Here is a 21,352-nt window from a genome sequence, read left to right as displayed (position 1 = left end):
AAAACGTTTTATTACGAGTATATATAAGTTTACTTCGTTTAACTCTTTCTAACGGAATTATAAAAGATGGTGAGTAAAAAGGGAAGAGTTTTTTTAAAAAAATTTTCGCCTTTTTATTACAAAAAAAATAAGCTGTTTCATCCGTGTTTGTTCACAGATGAGACAGCTTAAGAGAGTCGATGTTAGTTCCTTTGTTTTACCGTTTCGTGGTCTTTATATACGTGTGAAAATAACCAACGGGCAAAGATTGTTACAACTGTTAACCCAATAAATAAGTTCGCATAAATCGTATGTTCGCCAATACTAACGAGGGGGTTAAATGAAAGGTTTGCTTGTTGTAAGTCTAAATAAGCACCAAAAACTGCACTTGCGATTGCCCCTGACATGAAATTCAGCAAATTAAACAACCCAATACCAACACCGGTTTTGTTAGATGGGACAACAATCGTTAATAAATTTGCGGTTGAGCTTTGAATAAGTGGAAAAGCGATATATTGGACGAGAATACTAATTGCAATAATCCAGACTGGAAAGCCAGTGAAAGTAGAAATTAATAATGTACCTGCGATAACAAATAAAAACGCAAGCCGAATAACCGGATAACTCCCTTTTTGATCAACGAGTTTTCCACCGAATTGTCCGATCAGCCCCGCCGCCATCGCACCTGGGAAAAGGAGGAGACCAATTTGGATTGTGTTCAGGTCGTAAATGTCACGCGCCATAATCGGGATAACAAAAATCATTCCGAACATTGCCATCGTCCCTAAGAAACTCGTTGCAATCGTAGTCGCATAATATTTATTTTTTAACATCGCTGGCTGGATAAAGGGCTCTTTCACGACAGATGTTCGCCAAGCAAATACGATAAAAATAATCAAGCTAAAAATTAGGGCCCATACATTTAAACTAGTGATGAACATTAACAAACTACTGACACTAAGTGCTATAAGAATCGCACCAATAATATCTATTGAACCTTCACGTTTTTCTTCATCTGGGATCCACTTACGTAATAAAGGAATCGCCAAGAGTGCTAAAATGGAAAATATGAATAAAAGGCGCCAATTAAACGCTCCACCGATGAGTCCTCCTGCGATCGGTCCAACCCCAGAAGCAAACGCAACGGTTGAAGAGACAATCCCAAATACTTTTCCACGCTCATTTGGCATAAAACGTGCAGGAATAATAAAAGCAAGTGCTGGTATAGTAGCTCCACCCATAGCTTGTAAAATACGTGCAGCAAGCAGCATCGGATAATTCGTCGATAACAGACCTAATGTTGCTCCGGCTGCAAATAGGATAAGCCCAATGGTGAGCAATGTTTTTATAGGGTAAATGTCAGCAAGCTTTCCATACATAAGAGAGCCGACAGCAAAAACTAAAATGTAACCAGTCATTACCCAGCTTACTTCGGAAGGAAGAAGATTGAACTCCTCGGCAATGTCTGGAATTGTTACATTGAACATCGTCCCGTTCATGACGGTAAACGTTAAAATAATACATAAAAGCAAAGTTAAATTTGATTTTTGCTTCTTATCAAGGTGAAAAGAAGCTTCAGTTTCGTTTGCCATATTCAGCCAACTTTCAATCATAAGTTTGAGTAAAGGATGGTACAAGAGAATAGAATGTTATCTCATCCAAATATTTCGAGAGTAGAAATATCTTTATTTCAATCTTAAAAACTATTATTCAGTTTGTCAAAAGAAATAATTCCTAGTAACGGTTGAAGAAGAAAGTGTTAGGGTAATAATTGTTAGAAAGAAAAAATAAATGTCGTACATAATAAATGATGCAGGGAAGGGGGGACAAATGTGAACGAAAAAGAGATGAAAAAAGAAGTGGAAGAGACAATTGATACAAAGTTTGATAAAGAAATGGACGATATTAACCAACAATTAGATGAAGATTGTATATTAGCTTTTGTCGGGGATGTGAATACTGGGAAGTCTTCCACGTTAAATTTAATTTTTGATGAACCTGTAACAGGTGTCGGAGCATTGCCTGGTGAAACAACTTCTATTAAAATTATCCCTTACAAAGAAAACATTATTTTTGCAGATACGCCAGGCCTTTCTGATGTTGTAAGCGAACACTCAAGTGAAACATGGGAATATTTTAAGAAAGCGGATGCCGTTCTTTTCTTTTTGAATGCTGCTGGAACCGTGCTATCTGATCGTGAAAAAGAGTCTTTTGAAAAAATAAAAAAGGAACATAAACGAATTATTATCGTTTTAAATAAAATTGATGCAGCGGAAAATGTGGGTGAGTTAGTCAGTTATATACGATCCCAAATTGGGAGTCAATATGACATCATTCCTGTATCTTCAAAAACGAAAGAGGGGATCGAAAGCCTAGAAGACGCGATCCTTGAACTGATGAAAGACAAGGATTTTGTCATAGGGAGGCACTTGAGGGCAAAAGGAAAAGCAGCAAACCGTGTGATTAATCGGACAAGTATCGCAGCTGCAAGTATCGGTGCCTCCCCAATCCCAGGGTCTGATTTCGTTCCATTATCAGCGATTCAAGTAAGAATGCTTATTAAATTATCAAAAATATATGGGAAGAAAATGACGAAAACGAGAGCTAAAAGCATGATTTTGTCCACAATTACGGGCAATATCGGTAGAACGATCGTCAGACAGCTGTCAAAAGTCATCCCAGGGTATGGTATGGTGATCGGGGCAAGTGTAGCAGGAGCAATGACGCTAGCGCTTGGTAGATCTGTTAAATACATGTACGAAAAAGACCTTGATCTAGATAAAGAATTATTAACAGATTTATACCATACAAATCTCAAAAAAGAAGTGAAACAACAAACGTAAAATGGAATAAAATATCCAGGTGCCTGGCACCTGGATATTTTATTCCATTTATTGTGGACAATCGAACTAACTCTGTTCAGCCTTTTCATAAAATGTAATTGATTCGACATTTTGCAACCATTCTTTAGCATTTGAACCATCAGCGTTTGCTCTCCAAAGTGTCCCAGCATCATCTACTAATGAAGTGCGTCTTAACCAAACGAGCTTATCGATGACATCTACATACTGTGGTTTATAATCACCTAATCCACTTGGGGGATGAGTGATTTGTCTTTGCTCATTCGTTTCGATATTTATGGAGTAAAGAGCAGGTAATGGGTGTTTGCTAAAATCGTTTGACCACTCACTTTCTTTAACCCTTGACGTAACAATTGAATGATTTGTCACCCAGTCAAAATCAAGGTCTGCATAATTTGTAGGTGTGTATGATCCTGAGGCGGGCAATTCTCTTACTTTCAAATCTTTATTTTTAAACCCAAATACAATCCTTCCACCACCAGCAATAAATGCGATTGTATCAGTAGAAGGTGCCCACTTAGGCTCACCAACTTCTCGAACTACCTCATCTAACACGTTAAATTCTTTTCCATCACTCGAAATCACACAAAGCATATTACTATCCATTGCCCATGAAGCTGTTGGTGAAACGATGAAGGAAATCCACTTGCTATGCGGAGAAAAAGCAAAATCACCAGCATTTACAGCAATGACCTTGTTGTCATTCATACCTACCTCTTTTGGAAGGGTAAAAAATTGATCAACATTACTTAATATATCAATGTCTTCCAAATCATCCGCTATATTTTTCGTAAAAAGCATGGCACTTGTCCATCCATCAGGTCGAAGGACTCCTCGTGAGGAAAGCAAGAACCCACTCCCATCAGGCAACCATGTATAAGTACTTACTCCAGCTGCAACGTTAAAAAATTGATCTAAATTAGATATATTTAGACTCCCATTCGCAGTAAAGGCAATGATATTTTTATTTGGTGCCCATCTAGGAGAATGTCCATCATAAAAGATTTTTTTCTTGTCCTTTGTTTTAATATGATAAGCCCAAATTTCAGTTTGTTCGCCTTTTTCTTTGAATTCTGCTGAGGCTTTCTCTTGATATAATAACCATTCTCCATCGTGCGACCACTTAGGTTGAGAAATAACTTGCCCAGTTTTCGTCACTTGTTCTTCTTGATCGTTTAGTAAAATCCATAAATCCCCATCCCTTATAAAACCAGCTTTAATTGTAGGTTCAGCAGCAGATATTGGAGCCGGAACAAAAAATAGTAGGATGAGGACAGTTAATATAAATCGTCTCACAAATTCACATCCTCGCATAATGTTGTATCTCTAATATCTTTCGAAGTGCTTATATTATGTGTCGAAAACGAAGGGGTGAGTTACAAATAATTAAATAAGGTGGCAAGTAAATGGGGATAGTCGCAAGTAAATGAGAAAAGTGAACGAATCAGGAAAACGATGAACAAAATAAAGACGGAGTTGAATTACCAACCAAACTTTATAAAATTTCACTAAAAAACGCAGCAACTTGATCAAACTTCATCAAGCTACTGCGCAATCAAATATTTTTTCATTATTATTTACCATTATACTTTTCGTAAATGAACATTTTGCACCGAGTGATTGTTGCCTTTTTCTAATATTAAATCGGCACGATGTTTCGTCGGTAAAATATTATCATATAAATTTTTCTCATTAATCTCTCTCCATATGCGCGAAGCAACATTCACTGCTTCTTCGTCAGATAACGAAGCATACCGTTTAAAATAAGAATTAGGATTTTGGAATGCTGTGTTCCGTAACGTCTTAAAACGCTCAATATACCAGTCGTATATATCCTTAACATCTGCATCGACATAAATAGAGAAATCGAAGAAGTCAGAAACGAACACATCAGGGATTTCTTTCGTCACTCGATCTTTCGATACTTGTAAAACGTTAATACCTTCCACAATAACGATATCAGGCTGCGTGATCGTTTGTTGTTTGTCAGGGATAATGTCATAGACTAAGTGTGAATAAACAGGTGCAGTTACTTCTGACACACCTGATTTTAAATCAGCTAAAAACCTAACCAACTTTCCAGTATCATAACTTTCTGGAAATCCTTTTCGGTTCATAATCCCCTTTTCTTCCAACACGTGGTTTGGATAAAGGAAGCCGTCTGTTGTGACGAGTTCGACTTTTGGATGATTTGGCCAGCGTGATAATAGTGCTTGAATCACACGTGCTGTTGTACTTTTCCCAACAGCGACACTACCTGCCATCCCAATAATATACGGAACTTTCTTCGTTTGTTTATGAAGAAAAACGTTTGTAACGGAATGTAAGTCCTGTGATGCCGTCGTATATAAGTTTAAAAGTCGGGATAAAGGTAAGTATACATTTGAAACTTCCTCCATCGATAAATATTCATTAATCCCTTGGAGCTTCTTTACTTCATCGTTTGTTAACGGTTGGGTTTCTCCTGGGCTTAACTCAGCCCATTCTTCTCTAGGTAACGTAATATATGGTGAATATGAACCTTGTTTTTCTTCCGTCATTATCATATCGAATCTCCTTATACGACGTAATAGTCATTCCAAAAAAAGTATAAACCGTTTATGTGAAAAATGCGACTTTTTTATAACAGATATAACGTGTTTCATTTTAATAGATGTAACGGGAAAATGAAAGCATTTTCAGATAAATGATTGCCAAGGCTGGTTTACTAGATCGTCTAAAAGCATGTACATTAAAGGTTTAAAGCGTATAAATGATAAAGCTTTACAGCGTTTATCCATGTTCTTGTAAGCTTTTTTCTTACTTGATAAAATATAACCGTTCCGTAAATTTTGAAAAATCCAACAATTTTAAGGGGGATATGACGATGAAACGACGCACTGCTGAACCGTACAAAATTAAAGCTGTAGAACCGTTAAAGATGTTAAATGAACAAGAGCGAAAAGAAGCTTTGAAGAAGGCGGGCTACAACACGTTTTTGATCAATTCAGAAGATGTGTATATTGATTTGTTAACTGATAGTGGGACAACAGCAATGAGTGATCGTCAATGGGGAACGTTAATGACTGGAGATGAAGCTTATGCAGGAAGTAAAAGTTGGTATAAGCTTGAGCAAGCAGTAAAAGAAATTTACGGATACAACTTTGTGATTCCGACACATCAAGGTAGGGGAGCGGAGAATTTACTTTCACAAATGAAAATTAAAGAAGGCGATTATGTACCAGGAAACATGTATTTTACAACAACTCGAGCACATCAAGAGTTAAACGGTGCAACATTTGTTGATATCATTATTGATGAAGCGCACGATTCACTTTATGATCATCCGTTTAAAGGGAATGTCGATTTGTCAAAATTAGAATCGCTCATTCATGAAGTTGGTGCGGAGAAAATCCCTTATGTTTGTATCGCGGTAACGGTCAACCTAGCAGGGGGTCAACCTGTCAGCATGAAAAACATGCGTGACGTTTATGAGCTTTGTCAAAAACACGGAATTGACGTTATGTATGACGCAACGCGCTGTGTAGAAAATGCCTTTTTTATTCAAGAGCGTGAAGAAGGATATACAGACAAATCGATCAAGGACATTCTTAAGGAAATGTTCTCGTACTCTGATGGTTGTACGATGAGCGGTAAAAAGGATTGTTTAGTGAATACCGGCGGCTTTTTAGCGATGAACGATGAAAAGCTTTATACAAGAGCAAGAGAACTCGTTGTATTATATGAAGGAATGCCGTCATACGGTGGTCTTGCTGGTCGTGATATGGAGGCGATGGCACAAGGAATTTATGAATCGATTGATGATAATTACATTAAACACCGCATTCATCAAGTAAGGTACTTAGGAGAGCAATTAATTGAAGCGGGGATCCCTGTCGTTAAGCCGATTGGAGGGCATGCCGTATTCCTTGATGCTAGAGAGTTTTTACCGCACTTGAAACATGAAGAACTTCCAGCTCAATCTCTTGCAGCAGCTCTTTACTTAGATTCCGGTGTACGATCGATGGAAAGAGGGATCGTCTCAGGTGGGAGAAATAAAGTAACAGGTGAAAATAATAAGCCAAAACTTGAATTAGTTCGTTTAACCATTCCAAGAAGAGTCTATACAAATAACCATATGGATGTCGTTGCTGACTCAGTCATATCATTATATGAAAAACGAGATCAAATCTCAGGACTGAAAATGACGTATGAACCACCCACATTACGATTCTTTAACGCAAGGTTCGAACCGCTGTCTCCAAGTGGAGAATTAATGACGAACGAAACATCATCTACTACGACATAACATATTCATTGGCTGCCTCACATGGTTGAGGCAGCCTTCTTAAGGAGTAACATCAAGTGTGAAATGCGTTTTACAATATTATTAAAAGAGGTGATTTGTATTTTTAGGAGAAATAAATAAGAAGAGATGTAACAAAATTAACTGGAGGTGAGGGTTTGGAGGACATAAAAGATACATATAACAAATTAGCAAGGGTCTACGCGCAGCATGTAGATCAAGACAGTCCTTACAATGCAGATTATGAAAGGCCGGCCATGCTAAAAGAAATTCCTGAAAACCTTAAAGGGAAAAAAGTACTCGATGCCGGTTGTTCGGCTGGCTGGTATACAGATGTTTTGACGAGTCGAGGGGCTGACGTTACAGGCATCGATATCAGTCCGGCAATGATTGAAGTAGCAAAACAAAGGTTGAATAGTGATGCTCATTTACTTTGCCATGATTTAAAAACTACACTTCCGTTTCAAAACGATGAATTTGATTACATCGCCTCTTCCTTAACGCTCCATTACTTAAAGGACTGGGCATTCACGTTCAGTGAGTTTCAAAGAGTTTTAAGGCCAAATGGAACCTTTCTATTTTCTACTCATCATCCTTTTATGGACTTTACAAAGTTTCCTTGTGACGATTATTTCGAAACAAAGTTACTCAAAGACACTTGGAATAAACCAAACCTTACGATTGATGTAAGTTTCTACCGAAGATCAATGGAACAAATCATGCGTGACACGACGAAATTTTTCTCGTTAGAAGCGTTGTACGAGCCACGCCCACATGAAAGGATGAAAGAGACAGCTCCAAAGTCGTACCAATACTTGAAAACACACCCTCACTTTTTAATCATTAAGGCAAAATGTCGTAAAGAAGATGGATGAATCAATAAACAATGAACTTACATTTTTAGGAGTGGATAGTAAATGACAGTAACAGAAGGTTTTATAAACGTAACTGGCGGAAAAGTATGGTATCAACAACATGTACAAGAGCATTCAAAAAACAATACTCCTATTCTCATCTTGCATGGAGGACCAGGGTCATCACACTATTCCATGCAAGGTTTAAGTATATTATCAAAAGACCGTCCGGTTATTTTTTATGATCAGCTCGGCTGTGGCCATTCAGACAGACCTGATGAAAAAAGTTTGTGGACTTTAGATCGCTTTGTAGAAGAACTAGCTCTCGTTCGTGAGGCTCTTTCTTTAGGTGAAGTCCACCTTCTCGGTCATTCTTGGGGAACAACATTAGCAGCAGCTTATGCGTTAACGAAGCCAAAAGGTGTGAAAAGTATCATCTTTTCGAGTCCTTGTCTTAGCGCCCCGTTATGGGCCGAAGATCAAGACAGAAATCGTAAAGAGCTACCTCAAGACGTTCAAGATACATTAAAAAAATGTGAGGAGAACGGTACGACAAATTCTGAAGAGTATAAAAAAGCGACAGCGGAATTTAATAAACGGTTTGTTTGCAGGCTAGATCCGAAACCGCAAATTTTAATTGATGGGGCAAAATATAAAGGAAGAGATTCATATGAAACAATGTGGGGACCTTCTGAGTTTCATGTTACAGGAAATTTGAAAAGCTTTGATTGTACTAATCAGCTAAATGAATTAACGATTCCAACCCTTTACACTTGCGGTCGTTTTGACGAAGCAACACCGAAAACGACGGAATACTATCATAGATTAACACCGAACTCACAGTTCCACGTATTTGAAAATAGTGCACACATTCCTTATTTAGAGGAAGAGGAGGAGTATGTACGTATAATGAAAGATTTTTTTTAAAGATGAGACAAATAAGATTAAAATGGTAAGTTTAAAGCACCTGCATAATGGGGTGCTTTTTTGCTTCATTGATTAATCAATTCGTTATGTTTTGCATGAATCTTTAATTGAAAAAATGTGTCACATAGAAAGGAAAAATGAACTAGATTTATAGATGGAAAAGCCTAAAAATATGAAAAAGGCTCACATTTAATTGTCCTCCTTCGTACGATGTGATTGAACGAAGGAGGGTGATGTGATGATTGGTAATTTAAAAAGACTAGTCCCGTTTATGACAGCTTTTCTGTTTGTAATAATTACAGGGTTTGCTCTTTTCATTTATGGAACAAATCAAGATGTTGTCTCGGTAGGTGCTAGTGTTGCAGATGAAGAGATAGAAGAAGAGGAAAATGAAGATTCTTCTACATCTGATGAACATGGCAATGATAATGGTAATGAAGAGGGCAATATACAAAACTCAATTGAGAGTAATATAGATACTGGTGATGGAGAAGTTGAAAATACAATTGAAAACAATATTAATGGGAACGGCAATGAAGTTAGTAATTCAATAGAAAATGTGATTAGTGGTAATGGATCAATAATAAACAATACTATTTTTAATGAGATCGAAGGAGATGGTTCAGACCTTGATAACTTCATAGAAAATGATATTTTTGCTGAAGATGGTGCTGATGTAACGAACAATATAAATAACAATATACTAGGGAACTTTAATAATATTACAAACAACATTATTAATAACATTGAAATTATTGTTGATGGTGATGTTGAAAATGATGTAAACAATGAGGTTGAAGGAAATGGAGACGGTGAAGAGAAAAACGGAGAAGATCCAAATGGCAATGGTGAAAATGGAGAGGCAAATGGTGATACACCAGAAAGTATTTGGGGTGTTGACTCCGCTAGTCTGACAGACGAAGAAATGCTCACTTGTATAAGAGAAAATTTTGGTGATCCACAAGTTTATGCACGTTATTTAGGAGATAAAGAAGGAGTCTCCTACGGATTAACACATGAAGAAGTTGAATTGTTACATTCGAATGAAATAGATATTATGGTTATCTGGAATCACTTTGAAGACGCAAGAGGTTATGAAAAAGGCCAAAGTGAAGCAAATGATGCGATTGAAATGGCAAGAGAATTTGGGGTTCCTGAAGGTGTCGCTTTATTTGCAAATGTTGAGCCAATTTATCCAATTGATGCTGAATTCATTTTAGGCTGGTATGACACATTAGCGGAGTCTGAATACGAATCAGGTGTATACGGCATCTTCTCTCCTGATCGTGATTTATATGTTGAATATGAAATGGCTGCTGAGGAAAACCCTGACCTTTTAGAAAATAACTATGTATGGACGTCTTATCCAGAAGAAGGCGTCACTACTGAAGAAAATGCACCAGAATACAATCCAGTTGCACCAGAAGGGTCTTTACTTGCTGGTTGGCAATATGGTATTGAAGCTGAAACTTGTAATATTGACACAAACTTATTTGATGGTGAAGTATTAGATGTCCTTTGGGCAAATTAAAAATTGTTTTTAGCAATGCCGTCTGTAGTTCAGGCGGTATTTTTTGAGGACAAAATTTAACCGGAAATGTAAAGAGCGCTTTGTTGTGTATATAAGGTTTCTTAATAATTCTCTTCAAGGTCCTTCAAAATTAAAGGAATTTTGTTATAACGTTATTGACTTCCTAAAAATTTCTAGAATGATTTCACCTCAATATGATGATGATAAATAACGCAACGTTTTAACTAATAAATTTGCATGGAGGTTACAATATGACAGTTGCAACTCAATTGAAACAAACATTAGCAGGCTTAAAAAGTGCGCAAGCAAGCTTGGAGCAATTTGCACTTCAAACAGAAAATCAGCAAGCAAAACAAATGTTTCAAAACGTAGCACAACAAACACAAGGAATTGTTGATACGATTTCACCTCGTATGCAACAAATTGAAGAAGAAGAGCCACAGTATAAGCAGTAGTAATACTTATTAAGGTTGGTGCGAAGGCATCAGCCTTTTCAAACATATATTCAATTCATTTCATACTTAATCTGAGTACCTAAATCCAATACGATGAAAGAAAAGAGGAGAGATTGTGTCTGATCAAATAAAGAAGAACTTAACGCCAACTCAGCAAGAATATCAAAAATTCGCAAGTGATAGAGAAGTGAAGAGACCAATAGGTAAAAACTGTATTAAAGCATTTTTTATAGGTGGATTCATCTGCTTATTAGGTGAATTCATTCGAACATTTTATTATACGTTCTTTGATTTTACAGAAAGAACTGCGAGTGACCCTACTGTTGCTACTTTAATTATAATTGCTGTTTTATTAACAGGATTAGGGGTGTATGATCGATTCGGTCAATTCGCAGGTGCAGGTACGGCTGTTCCAGTTACAGGCTTTGCAAACTCTGTTGCTTCGGCAGCCATTGAACATCGATCTGAAGGATATGTGTTAGGTGTAGGAGCAAATATGTTTAAACTTGCTGGATCCGTTATTGTGTTTGGTACATTTGCTGCATTCGTCATAGCATTTATCCATACGCTTTTGACGCAATTGGGGGGCTTTTAAATGTTAACTGGCCATCGCACATGGGAGTATGAAAATAAGCCAATCATCTTGTCAACGGGAACCATTGGAGGACCGTTTGAAGCAAATGGGAGAATCCCTAAAGATTTTGATACCCTTCATGGGGATTTGTGGTTAGGGCAAGATTCTTATGAAAAAGCAGAAAAGGTTCTGTTTGAAGAATCATGTATAAAAGCCATTGAAAAGGCTGAACTAACAAAAGAAGATATTCAATTTATTTTTGCCGGAGATTTAATTAATCAAATTACGCCAACAAGCTTTGCCGCACGGACAATAGCTGCGCCTTATTTCGGGTTATTTGGTGCTTGTTCGACTTCAATGGAAGGGCTGGCACTTGCAGCTTATATTGTAAATACTGGTGGAGCAAAGCATGTATTGACTGGCTCTGTTAGCCATAACGCAGCAGTTGAAAAGCAGTTCCGTTATCCGAATGAGTATGGTGCACAAAAGCCACCTACATCACAATGGACGGTTACTGCCGCAGGTTCTGCGATTATTTCCAACGAAGGGACAGGCCCTTCTGTTACATCTGCAACGATTGGACGAGTCGTCGATATGGGATTAAGTGATCCGTTTAATATGGGAGGTGCAATGGCACCAGCTGCTGTAGATACGATCGAAGCTCATTTAAAAGACCGAAACCTAGATCCTTCATATTATGATTTAATCGTTACTGGAGACTTAGGGAAAATTGGACAAACGATAGCTTATGATTTATTGCAAAAACATGATATCCCCGTAACAAAGGATCAATTTAAAGACTGTGGGCTAATCATTTATCGTGAGGGTCAGCCAGTGTTAGCGGGAGCAAGTGGCTCAGGTTGTTCGGCTGCGGTTACGTATGGTCATTTGTTAAACCGGATGAAAGAAGGAGAGTTTAAGAAAATTCTCGTTGTTGCAACTGGTGCTTTATTATCTCCACTTTCTTTTCAACAAAAAGAAACGATACCATGTATTGCTCATGCTGTTTCAATCGAAATGTGAGGAGGGGTCAATATGACTGTCGCTTCAAATGTAAAGCAATGTTTAGCGAGTCTTAAAAATGCGGAAGCAACGTTACATAGCTTCGCAATAAAATCAGAAGATGAGGATGCGAAAGAAACGTTTAAAGAATCGTGTTTATCCACTCGAAGGGTCATTGAAGATTTAGAAAAGCGTATTAGTCAGTTAGAATTTGAAGAACCTCAATATAAAGGGTTCTAACGTGAAAAGGAGGAGAACAAATGCCTGGCTGGTTAGAAGTCGTTGTACGTTCTCTCGTAGCAGTTACTGTTTTATTATTTATATCTCGTATGGTAATACGAAAGTCATTATCTCAAGTGACATACTTCGAATTTGTCGCAGGTGTCGTTTTAGCCGTTATACTGGCTGTTGGGTCATTTAATTTACAAGTGCCTATTGCTTACCCAATAATGGGGATCATCGTTTGGGCATTTATCCCGTATTTATTAGGCTGGTTAGCAATCAAGAGTCAAACTCTGCGCAACTTTGTTTATGGACGAGGAATTCCACTTATTAAAGACGGAAAAGTACTTGAAGACAATTTGAAAAAAGAGCGTTACTCTACAGATGAATTATTAAAGCAGTTGCGGCAAAGAAATATTCACCAAGTAGCTGATGTTGAATTTGCCTTACTTGAAACAAGTGGAGAGATTAGTGTTTTACCGAAAAAAGATTATCAGCCGTTAACACCAAAAGATATGGGTATGCAAGTAGCACCAATTAAAGAACCAGAGACGATCATAATGGATGGGAAAGTACTTGATGAACCTTTAGCAACAGTCGGGAAGAACAGGCAGTGGCTTGAAATGGAATTAGAGAAAATCGGAGCAGCAATCGAAAATGTTTATTTAGGTCAAGTCGATTCATATGGTCAGTTAACTGTCGACCTGTTTGATGATAAGCTGAAAGTCCCTTCTCCTCAAGAAAAGCCGCATTTACTAGCAACATTAAAGAAGTGCCAAGCTGACTTAGAGTCATTTGCATTAGAAACTGATAATCAAGAAGCAAAAGGGATGTACACAAGAAATGCAAAAGAAATTGAAGAAACGATCAACAAAGTAAAATCATTACTTGTTAACTAAAAATTGAAGATGAATATTAAGTAAGTATAGTCATCCATTGATGGACTGTACTTATTTTTTTGTTATGTTAAGCTTCTAATAAGTCTTCTCTTTGCCTTAATGCTCACAATCGGCTAGTTCTCAACATAAAACGATACCTTTTTCTGGCTTAATAAGTACGGGGGAAGTATTGTCTATAGGGAGTAATTTTACGTTATATATTCAGAATGTTCAAATAAATAGCTGTACATTTTACATAATGTAAAATGATTAGTTTGTACATATAATCTATAATTAAAGCTAATTCAAAATGATAAGGGGGCGTGTAGTTATACATTCATAACGGAAGTGAATCTCTTCATAACGAATATAATGGATGATTATATGTAAGTGTTCGGACACAAAGTGAGGAAGAAGGTGGTGCCAGCAATAAAAAACGTAGCGTAACTTTTGGTTTGAGAAAAAATGATAACGCTTTCGCTCGTTTGTGTTATAAACCACAATATTTAACACCACGTTTTTTTGGTATATATTTCCGGAAAAATCTAATTTTTCACATAAAAAAGATTGAAGGAGGATGGAAGATGTTCTCAAAATATCCACGCAAAAAGATCATGTTATACAGTCTTATTATTCTAGTTTTTATTATTCTTGAAACACCGCTAATTTTGTTAGCCAATACGACTGAGCCTTGGATTTTAGGTATGCCATTCTTTTTATTTTGGAACTTATTATGGTGGTTTATAGGAACCGTATTATTTTTATTAGCTTATTTAACAGATTGGGGGAGTAAACCAATAAAGATTAGTAGATCAAATTAAATGAATTGGAGGGAGCTAATACAATGACAATCGGTGTTTTTATTATAGCAATATTTATGATTATTCCTCTGGCTGTTGGGTTTATAGCAGCATCAAAATCTACGAAAACAAGTGAAGATTTCTTTATACAAGGTCGCGGTATGGGGGCTGTAGCTGTATTTTTTACAGTAGCTGCAACGTGGTGGAGTTCATTTGCGTTTTTAGGTTCAAATGCAACCTTTTATACAGATGGACCAGTCTATTTAACAGCTATGGCTTGGAACTTATTATTTGGTTTTATGTATTATTGGGTAGGAAAAAGGGTTTGGTATTTAGGGAAAAGGTTCAATTATGTTACGCCCTCTGACTTATTAGGTGATTTTTATAATAATGAAAAGTTACGAGTTGTTGTTGCTGGTATTTTATTAATTTTCACAATTCCTTATCTACAAATCCAATTAACTGGTGGGGCTTATTTAATTGAAGTGGCCTCAGGTGGAACAATCCCGTTCTGGTTTGCAGCTCTAATCTTTTACTTTATTATCGTTACTTACGTTTGGGTTGGTGGAATTCGAGCAGTTGCATGGACGGACATTATTTATGGGGCGCTTCTCTTCTTTGGAATGATGTTTGCAGGCTTCTATATTTCACAAAACTTAGGTGGTCCATCTGGTTTATTTAAAAACTTACTGGAAAATAGTCCAGAGCATTTAACATTGCCCGGTCCTCAAGGAACAATGGGCTTTCCGATGTGGTTCTCTCTGTTTGCTGTTACTGCAATAGGTGCATTTATGGGACCACAAATTTGGCTTAGGATGTATGCAGTTAAAAGTGGGAAATTATTTAATTTAATGCCTTTCTTATTGGCTGTAGCTGCAATTGCATATATGGGGTCACTTTTAACAGGTTTTTCAGGTGTACTTCTTGAACCGAATGTTGCAAATGCAGATCAAATTTTACCAATTATGTTGACACAATACGCACCTTTTGCATTAGCATCATTAATACTAGCTGCGGGTGCTGCGGCGGCAATGTCTACGGCAAACTCACAAATACACGCAATGTCTACGATTGTAACTTTAGATATTTATAAGCGTTATGCAAATCCAAAAGCAAGTCAGGAAAATATTATTAAGGTTGGCCGATGGTCACTTGTTACGTTTTCTTTAGCTGCATATATTATGGCTCTCACAGTACCAGGAGTTCTTATTACAATTGGGATTGCAGCTTTAGCAGGAACTGCACAGTTAATCGTTCCGACAATTGGAGCAATCACTTGGCGCAGGGCACATCCTATTGCAGCCACTTGGGGACTAGTTGGTGGTGTAACAACTGTCATATTAATTACGTTTGTTCCAGCTTTTGCTGCTCCACTAGGGTTCCATGCTGGTGTTTGGGGTTTGTTAGTTAACACGATCCTATTTATATCTATGAGCTTAATGATGGAAAGGAAAGACGATAAAGTCGTTAAGAGATTTGATGAAGCCCGATATGATTATAACAAGGAATATCATCCGGAATTAATTGAAGTAGACGAACGTAAAACAGTATAAAAACGGGAAAGGCTAGGAGGTTTATAATGTCTTCTTATTCAGAAGCGGTCCTTTTAACACAAAAATTAGTGCAAATACCTACTGAAAATCCAAACGGTAATGAAAAGGAATGTTCCACGTTTGTAGAGAATTGGCTTAGAGAGCTAACGAATGTAGACGTTTTTACACAAGTTGTAGAAAAAGATAGGGTTAATGTAATCGCAAAATACAGAGGAAAGTCGTCTACTTTACCTCCACTTGTCATTATTGCCCATATGGATACAGTACCGGTAGAAGGAACGTGGTCCGTCGATCCATTTGGTGGAGAGATTATTAATGAGAAATTGTATGGTCGCGGCTCGTGCGATATGAAAAGTGGATTAGCTTGTGCACTAATGACGATGAAAGAAATAAGTGAAAATGATATTTCATTAAATAGGGATTTATATGTCATTGCAAGTATTGATGAAGAAGGTCCTTATATGAAAGGGGCAGTTGCACTTGTTGATGAAAAGATCATTCCTGAAGATGCTTTGTTAATCGCTACAGAACCAACGAATTCAACCCTAGCAACTGTCCATAAAGGAACCATTTGGTATGAGATATTAGTAGAAGGGAAAAGCTCTCATGGTGGAAATGCTCATTTAGGAGCAGATGCAGGTCACGCAGCGGCTGAAGTTATAGTAGGGTTAAAAGAGAAAGTAAATCAATTAACGTATCATCATGATATCTTTGGTGCCCCAGCGATCTCTGTAGGAAGTATTGGTGGAGGCCATAAGACGAATATGGTCGCTGGCGCTTGTCGTTTAGAATTAGACTTTCGGTTAGTTCCTCCGATGACGAAAGAAGAAGCAAACAATATCATAGCTGAAGCGGTACGAGAAGGTTGTGCAGAAGTAGCGGGTACAAGTGCGAATGTCGAACATTATGGATGGGAAAGACCACCTGTAGAGACAGATGCTGATAGTTTGTTAATTAACCATTTTCACAATTCATATTTAAGTGTGACGGGGAGGGAACTCCAGGAAACAGGCTTCCCTGCATATACAGACGTGAGTATGATCGGTTTAAAAACAGGAAATCGTAATTTAGTAGTTTTTGGGCCAGGGCATTTAGATCAAGCTCATGCCATTGATGAATTTGTTGAACTGTCTCAAATTGACTTATGTACGAACGTATTAATAGATGTTGCACAATCTGTATAACAAGATAAATCGTTTGAACCGATAATGGAACAAAACAAACCCCCTTGTCCAAAACAAGGGGTTGAAATATTATGTATGGTGGGCTGTACTGGGATTGAACCAGTGACCCCTTGGTTGTCGACCAAGTGCTCTCCCGCTGAGCTAACAGCCCATATTGTCATGTGATTTGTTGTTGCGACAATTAATAATATATATGATAAATAGGATAATGTCAACATTATTATAAAATTTTTTTTGATTCTTTATAAGCCGCTACGAAATAATCTCATTTTTAGTTTAAGAAAAGTTTTAGACGTAGCTGTTATTTTAACATATCGAGTATATGAATTTTAGAAAACTTCCACAAGATGTGATGGCTTAGGAATTGTTTCATGACATGTCCATGGTTAGCCAAAGTTTCTTATTGATGGAAGGGTGCCTATTCATCATATGTGTAACGAACAACGTAGCGATCATTTTTAATTTTACGAATTTCTACCCAAGGTGGGATTTCATAACCATTTTGCCAATTGTCTTCAAGCTTTGCTTTTAAACAACTAGCTTGAAATTTTGAATGAAATATTTGTTTTAAATAAACCCATCTCGGCTTTACTTGCTTTTGGGGGATATTTTCCACAATCGTCACCTCAGTGTTTTTTTCACTGTCATGTGTAAAATAATACCACTCACTGAGGGGAGAATCAAGAAAGGGATGACTCTACTACAGAGAAACATGTACTGGAGTCATCCCGATGTGCTGACCTTTAGCCGATACGTTCTTCTTCATCACGTCGGCGAATTTCTTCTTCGCGTAAAGATTCTTGTCTGTCTCGCAGTCTGTGGGCGAGGCGACTAGATGCATTCGCTGCAATACTACAAACAAGGTCATCTAAAAACGTATGAATAGAAGAATCGCTTTTTGTATCTAATTTTTTGATGATTCCGACTTTTTCCTTATCTAAATATCCAAAAGTTGTAACAGCGATACTGCCATAACCGAATACTGAACCGAGAGCAATTGTCTCATCAACACCGAACAACCCTTCATCATCTTCAACGATCGATTGCAAAGGCTCTGATAGCTGCTTCTTCTCTGCTAATTTATCTAATTCAATTCCAACAAGAATTGCATGTTGAATTTCTCGCTTTTCTAAAACTTTATCAACACTTTCCATACAATCTTCCATTTGTAAGTCAGGATTATATTCAACTTGCATATCAAAAACAATTTTTGCAATATCTTTAATCTCGACACCACGTTCTTTTAATAGCTCTCTTGCTGCTTTTTCTACGACGTGACAATGTACTGGCTGTCTCTTTGCCAATTAAAACACTCCTTTAGGTGTATTCTCATGTTTGACTAGTATTCTATCATATTATAGTGTAATAGAAGAGAGGATTCATAAAGTTCAGTAAAATCCTGAGCACAAACAATTTCGTCTCGTTGGTTGTGGAACAGTAAGATATCCATTTCCCGTTACTTTCGATGATGAAACCAATTTTTCCATGGTTCGTAAAAATGATACATTCTTTTTTCTAATCTTAAAAGGAATTTTGAGGAGAAATGGAGAAATGTATAATGTATTGAGTGTCGTTGTGTAACATTATAGTACGAGGTTTGAAAAAGTATGGCTTGGGGAAAATAATAGAAATTTACAACAATAAGAGCTTTTAAAAGGAGGGAAAAAGATGAGATACGGGATTGCAGTATTTCCATCAAAAAATTTACAAGATATCGCGAATTCATATCGTAAACGATACGATTCTCACTATTCAAAGATCCCACCTCATTTGACGCTTAAAGAATCTTTTGAAGCGGAAGAAGAGGATATCCCACAATACATTGAAGCGGTTCGAGAGGTAGCAGCTATTTCAAAACCGTTTGATCTTGAAGTTTATAAGTTCAGCTCATTCCATCCTGTAACGAATACAATTTACATGAAGGTGAAAGATAACGAAGAACTATTAACTTTACAAGAACGACTAAATAGTGGGAAGTTAAGTCAAGAACAAGAATATCAATTTGTCCCTCACATTACGATTGGACAAGATATTGAAAACGATGAATGTTCCGATGTGTTCGGTAGGCTGAAATTAGAATCTATTTATCATAAGGAAAAAATCGACCGTTTTCAATTACTTTACCAATTAGAAAATGGAACGTGGACGGTTTATGAAACATTCTTACTAGGTGCAAAGGAAGATTAAACAGTGGAAGTAATCAAAGTTAAAACACAACAAGAGAAAAGTGATGCTCTTTCTGTAAGAAAGGTTGTTTTTATCCAGGAACAAAACGTTCCAGAAGAGATTGAAGTTGATGAACATGAAAAGGAATCCATTCATTTCGTCGCTTACGAAAATGGAGAGCCAGTTGGTGCAGGACGGCTTCGAATTCTTGATGGATATGGAAAAGTAGAACGAGTGTGTGTTCTTAAAAGCATGAGAGGTCACGGTGTCGGTGAAGCGCTTATGAAGTATTTAGAACAATTAGCAGTACAAGAAAATGTTACACAATTGAAATTGAATGCCCAAACCCACGCCGAACCTTTTTATTTAAAAATAGGATATGAAACGAATTCAGACGTGTTTTATGATGCAGGAATTCCTCACGTATCGATGGAAAAAAAACTATAAAAAAGTGAACAGCTCATTGTGAGCTGTTTTTTTTGATTCTCGTTAATTAATACCATATCTAGACATTCCCTAAACCTCATAATCAATACCCAGTTATCCCTAGGTGCCAGGCACATGGGAATAACTGGGTATTTATGGATGGTTTATTGGTTTTCAATGGGAGTTTTTTTATAGGTTATTTTACTTCCAATTTTGGAGATACTGTAGCTAGAATTGGAGGTTTTTGTTGTGAAGCCAAAAGTGGCAATAATGAATATCAGTGACGATGAAGTAAGTCTAGCTTTAAAGGAAGAGTGGGAGGGAAGAGGTTACTCTGTTCTCTGTTATAATGTTCTATCATTTCTCTCTAACAATGATCACAAAAGATTACATAACGTTTCCTTAACATTTTTCAAAGCAGATTCAAAGTTAAGGGACGTAGTATATACATTAACGAATAATCGCGTCGCTGTTTTTTTCATTAGGATGTATTTAAAAAGGAAGTTTATAAGTTTATTTAACCAATGTCAAAAAGATAATCCTCAAGTGTTAATAGCTGTGCATCCATTAACTACACAACTAGGAGCATTATATAAGAAGTACTTTCATAAATCCACTTATCTATTTTCGATTGTAACAGATTATACTGTTCATCAAATGTCTATAAGTAAACTGAATGAAAAGCTGTTTGCACCAATATCAGGTAGTCTGCGTCGACTAGAAAGAGTGCCGATCAAACAGCTCGGAACTCCATTAACGAAAAAATATGATGACATAAAAACAAAAAGTGCACGAAGAAAGGAGCTTAAAATTAACCGAATAACCGAAATGGTTGTCGTTTCAACTAATGTGAATAAAATGTCTGAGCAACAAATTATTGAAAGTGTCAAAGGCAAAAAACGTCCGCTTCATTTATTTTGGTTTAAGGATTTTAATGAAAAACCTTTATGTGAGAAAACTTATTACCAAAATGGATCGACGATTACATATGTAACGTCTTTACAAGATTATTATAAATATCTTCAAGCAGCTGATCTTGCCATTACAAAACCAAGTGGAGTAAAGCTAGCTGAGGCTACTTATTATCAATTACCCATTGTATGTGTACAGCCCCAAAGTATTCAAGAACATCAAAATGTCATTGAACTTATGAAGCAGAAAGATCATATGTATTTGTTTGATCGACATACAAATCTTTCTGTAATGATTGATTTATGGAAGGATCATCAACCAATAGATAAACGTAAACGTAGTAGTGAATTAGTTGTTGATGAAATGTTCAAAATCATAGAAAGAAATATCAAACGTGAAAAGCAGTTATGTAGCACACCAATAATGGAAAAAACTCTTAATAAAAATGTGTAGACGTTTTATTGCGAAAGGGAACTTGTGTTCGTATAATATAAATCAAGGAGGCGGTATAATGGATAGGTTATTATTAAGATCGTGTATTGATAAAAAAACGATAGAGATTATTTACATGTCAAATAAAGGACTGATGACGAAACGAACCATTTCAGTAAAACAAGTAAATGAACATACGGTTTATGGTTATTGCCACTTGCGAAAGGGGATTCGTAGTTTTAAAAAGGAAAATATCCTTGCTGTTATGCCTAAAAGGTCGAAGGTGGAAGAGGGTCTTATATAAAAAATCT

22 protein-coding genes and 1 tRNA gene are annotated in these 21,352 nt (G+C 36.8%); 17 read left to right on the top strand and 6 right to left on the bottom strand.

Translation table 11 applies throughout. From position 1 onward, the window contains the following. Positions 1-182: 182 nt before the first annotated feature. Entirely contained in the window at positions 183-1,571 is a 1,389-nt protein-coding gene (locus LGQ02_RS13830; protein ID WP_226514946.1) for an MFS transporter, read from the bottom strand. 240 nt (positions 1,572-1,811) lie between these two features. On the opposite strand from LGQ02_RS13830, the gene LGQ02_RS13825 reads away from it, so the two are divergent. Beyond that, positions 1,812-2,822: a YcjF family protein gene (locus LGQ02_RS13825; RefSeq protein ID WP_226514945.1), complete on the top strand. Its 1,011-nt coding sequence runs from the start codon at positions 1,812-1,814 to the stop codon at positions 2,820-2,822. Between the two features lie 66 nt (positions 2,823-2,888). Here the strand turns inward: LGQ02_RS13825 and LGQ02_RS13820 are convergent, their stop codons facing one another. Beyond that, a complete protein-coding gene (locus tag LGQ02_RS13820; RefSeq protein WP_226514944.1) occupies positions 2,889-4,136 on the bottom strand; it encodes a TolB family protein in 1,248 nt (415 codons plus the stop codon). Between the two features lie 287 nt (positions 4,137-4,423). Continuing rightward, on the bottom strand, positions 4,424-5,380 hold the full coding sequence (gene coaA, locus LGQ02_RS13815; RefSeq protein WP_226518319.1) for a type I pantothenate kinase: 957 nt from the start codon (positions 5,378-5,380) through the stop codon (positions 4,424-4,426). 326 nt (positions 5,381-5,706) lie between these two features. Here coaA and LGQ02_RS13810 point away from each other — a divergent pair, with 326 nt between their 5' ends. The 12 genes from LGQ02_RS13810 (at position 5,707) to LGQ02_RS13755 (ending at position 17,105) form a co-directional block, all read left to right on the top strand. Beyond that, positions 5,707-7,128: a tyrosine phenol-lyase gene (locus LGQ02_RS13810; protein WP_226514943.1), complete on the top strand. Its 1,422-nt coding sequence runs from the start codon at positions 5,707-5,709 to the stop codon at positions 7,126-7,128. A gap of 155 nt (positions 7,129-7,283) precedes the next feature. Beyond that, positions 7,284-8,000 (top strand): class I SAM-dependent methyltransferase, encoded by a 717-nt coding sequence (locus LGQ02_RS13805; protein WP_226514942.1) that lies wholly within the window; start codon positions 7,284-7,286, stop codon positions 7,998-8,000. A gap of 42 nt (positions 8,001-8,042) precedes the next feature. Continuing rightward, complete coding sequence (locus LGQ02_RS13800; RefSeq protein ID WP_226514941.1) at positions 8,043-8,906, top strand: proline iminopeptidase-family hydrolase; 864 nt, start codon at positions 8,043-8,045, stop codon at positions 8,904-8,906. Positions 8,907-9,144: 238 nt separating this feature from the next. After that, complete coding sequence (locus LGQ02_RS13795; RefSeq protein ID WP_226514940.1) at positions 9,145-10,437, top strand: glycoside hydrolase domain-containing protein; 1,293 nt, start codon at positions 9,145-9,147, stop codon at positions 10,435-10,437. A 251-nt stretch (positions 10,438-10,688) separates the two neighbouring features. Next, positions 10,689-10,892: a DUF1657 domain-containing protein gene (locus LGQ02_RS13790; protein WP_226514939.1), complete on the top strand. Its 204-nt coding sequence runs from the start codon at positions 10,689-10,691 to the stop codon at positions 10,890-10,892. 115 nt (positions 10,893-11,007) lie between these two features. Next, positions 11,008-11,487 carry a stage V sporulation protein AC gene (spoVAC, locus tag LGQ02_RS13785; protein ID WP_226514938.1) on the top strand — a complete coding sequence of 160 codons (480 nt, stop codon included), beginning with the start codon at positions 11,008-11,010 and terminating at the stop codon, positions 11,485-11,487. After that, complete coding sequence (gene spoVAD / locus LGQ02_RS13780) at positions 11,488-12,489, top strand: stage V sporulation protein AD (protein ID WP_226514937.1); 1,002 nt, start codon at positions 11,488-11,490, stop codon at positions 12,487-12,489. Positions 12,490-12,501: 12 nt separating this feature from the next. Next, complete coding sequence (locus LGQ02_RS13775; protein WP_226514936.1) at positions 12,502-12,708, top strand: DUF1657 domain-containing protein; 207 nt, start codon at positions 12,502-12,504, stop codon at positions 12,706-12,708. Between the two features lie 20 nt (positions 12,709-12,728). Continuing rightward, positions 12,729-13,589: a DUF421 domain-containing protein gene (locus LGQ02_RS13770; RefSeq protein ID WP_226514935.1), complete on the top strand. Its 861-nt coding sequence runs from the start codon at positions 12,729-12,731 to the stop codon at positions 13,587-13,589. Positions 13,590-14,152: 563 nt separating this feature from the next. Then, a complete protein-coding gene (locus tag LGQ02_RS13765; RefSeq protein WP_226514934.1) occupies positions 14,153-14,389 on the top strand; it encodes a DUF3311 domain-containing protein in 237 nt (78 codons plus the stop codon). Positions 14,390-14,412: 23 nt separating this feature from the next. Further along, a complete protein-coding gene (locus tag LGQ02_RS13760; RefSeq protein ID WP_226514933.1) occupies positions 14,413-15,921 on the top strand; it encodes a sodium:solute symporter family protein in 1,509 nt (502 codons plus the stop codon). 26 nt (positions 15,922-15,947) lie between these two features. Then, entirely contained in the window at positions 15,948-17,105 is a 1,158-nt protein-coding gene (locus LGQ02_RS13755) for a M20 family metallopeptidase (RefSeq protein ID WP_226514932.1), read from the top strand. Between the two features lie 76 nt (positions 17,106-17,181). Here LGQ02_RS13755 and LGQ02_RS13750 read toward each other — a convergent pair. The 3 genes from LGQ02_RS13750 to LGQ02_RS13740 all read right to left on the bottom strand — a co-directional run bounded on the left by LGQ02_RS13750 (position 17,182) and on the right by LGQ02_RS13740 (position 18,409). Continuing rightward, a tRNA-Val gene (locus tag LGQ02_RS13750) sits at positions 17,182-17,256 on the bottom strand. Positions 17,257-17,523: 267 nt separating this feature from the next. Further along, positions 17,524-17,721 carry a hypothetical protein gene (locus LGQ02_RS13745; protein ID WP_226514931.1) on the bottom strand — a complete coding sequence of 66 codons (198 nt, stop codon included), beginning with the start codon at positions 17,719-17,721 and terminating at the stop codon, positions 17,524-17,526. A gap of 127 nt (positions 17,722-17,848) precedes the next feature. Continuing rightward, positions 17,849-18,409, bottom strand: a complete 561-nt coding sequence (locus LGQ02_RS13740; protein WP_226514930.1) for a phosphatidylglycerophosphatase A family protein — start codon at positions 18,407-18,409, stop codon at positions 17,849-17,851. Positions 18,410-18,773: 364 nt separating this feature from the next. Here LGQ02_RS13740 and LGQ02_RS13735 point away from each other — a divergent pair, with 364 nt between their 5' ends. From LGQ02_RS13735 to LGQ02_RS13720, 4 genes are all read left to right on the top strand, one after another. Further along, on the top strand, positions 18,774-19,292 hold the full coding sequence (locus LGQ02_RS13735) for a YjcG family protein (protein WP_226514929.1): 519 nt from the start codon (positions 18,774-18,776) through the stop codon (positions 19,290-19,292). 3 nt (positions 19,293-19,295) lie between these two features. Next, on the top strand, positions 19,296-19,718 hold the full coding sequence (locus LGQ02_RS13730) for a GNAT family N-acetyltransferase (RefSeq protein WP_226514928.1): 423 nt from the start codon (positions 19,296-19,298) through the stop codon (positions 19,716-19,718). A gap of 228 nt (positions 19,719-19,946) precedes the next feature. Further along, positions 19,947-21,062, top strand: a complete 1,116-nt coding sequence (locus tag LGQ02_RS13725; RefSeq protein ID WP_226514927.1) for an MGDG synthase family glycosyltransferase — start codon at positions 19,947-19,949, stop codon at positions 21,060-21,062. A gap of 58 nt (positions 21,063-21,120) precedes the next feature. Beyond that, the gene (locus LGQ02_RS13720) at positions 21,121-21,345 is read left to right on the top strand and encodes a WYL domain-containing protein (protein WP_226514926.1); all 225 of its coding nucleotides are present in this window, start codon (positions 21,121-21,123) and stop codon (positions 21,343-21,345) included. The last annotated feature ends 7 nt before the right edge of the window (positions 21,346-21,352 follow it).

It is taken from the genome of Bacillus shivajii (genome assembly GCF_020519665.1).
Lineage (GTDB): Bacteria > Bacillota > Bacilli > Bacillales > Salisediminibacteriaceae > Bacillus_CA > Bacillus_CA shivajii.
This window is presented reverse-complemented; position numbering and strand designations above follow the sequence as displayed.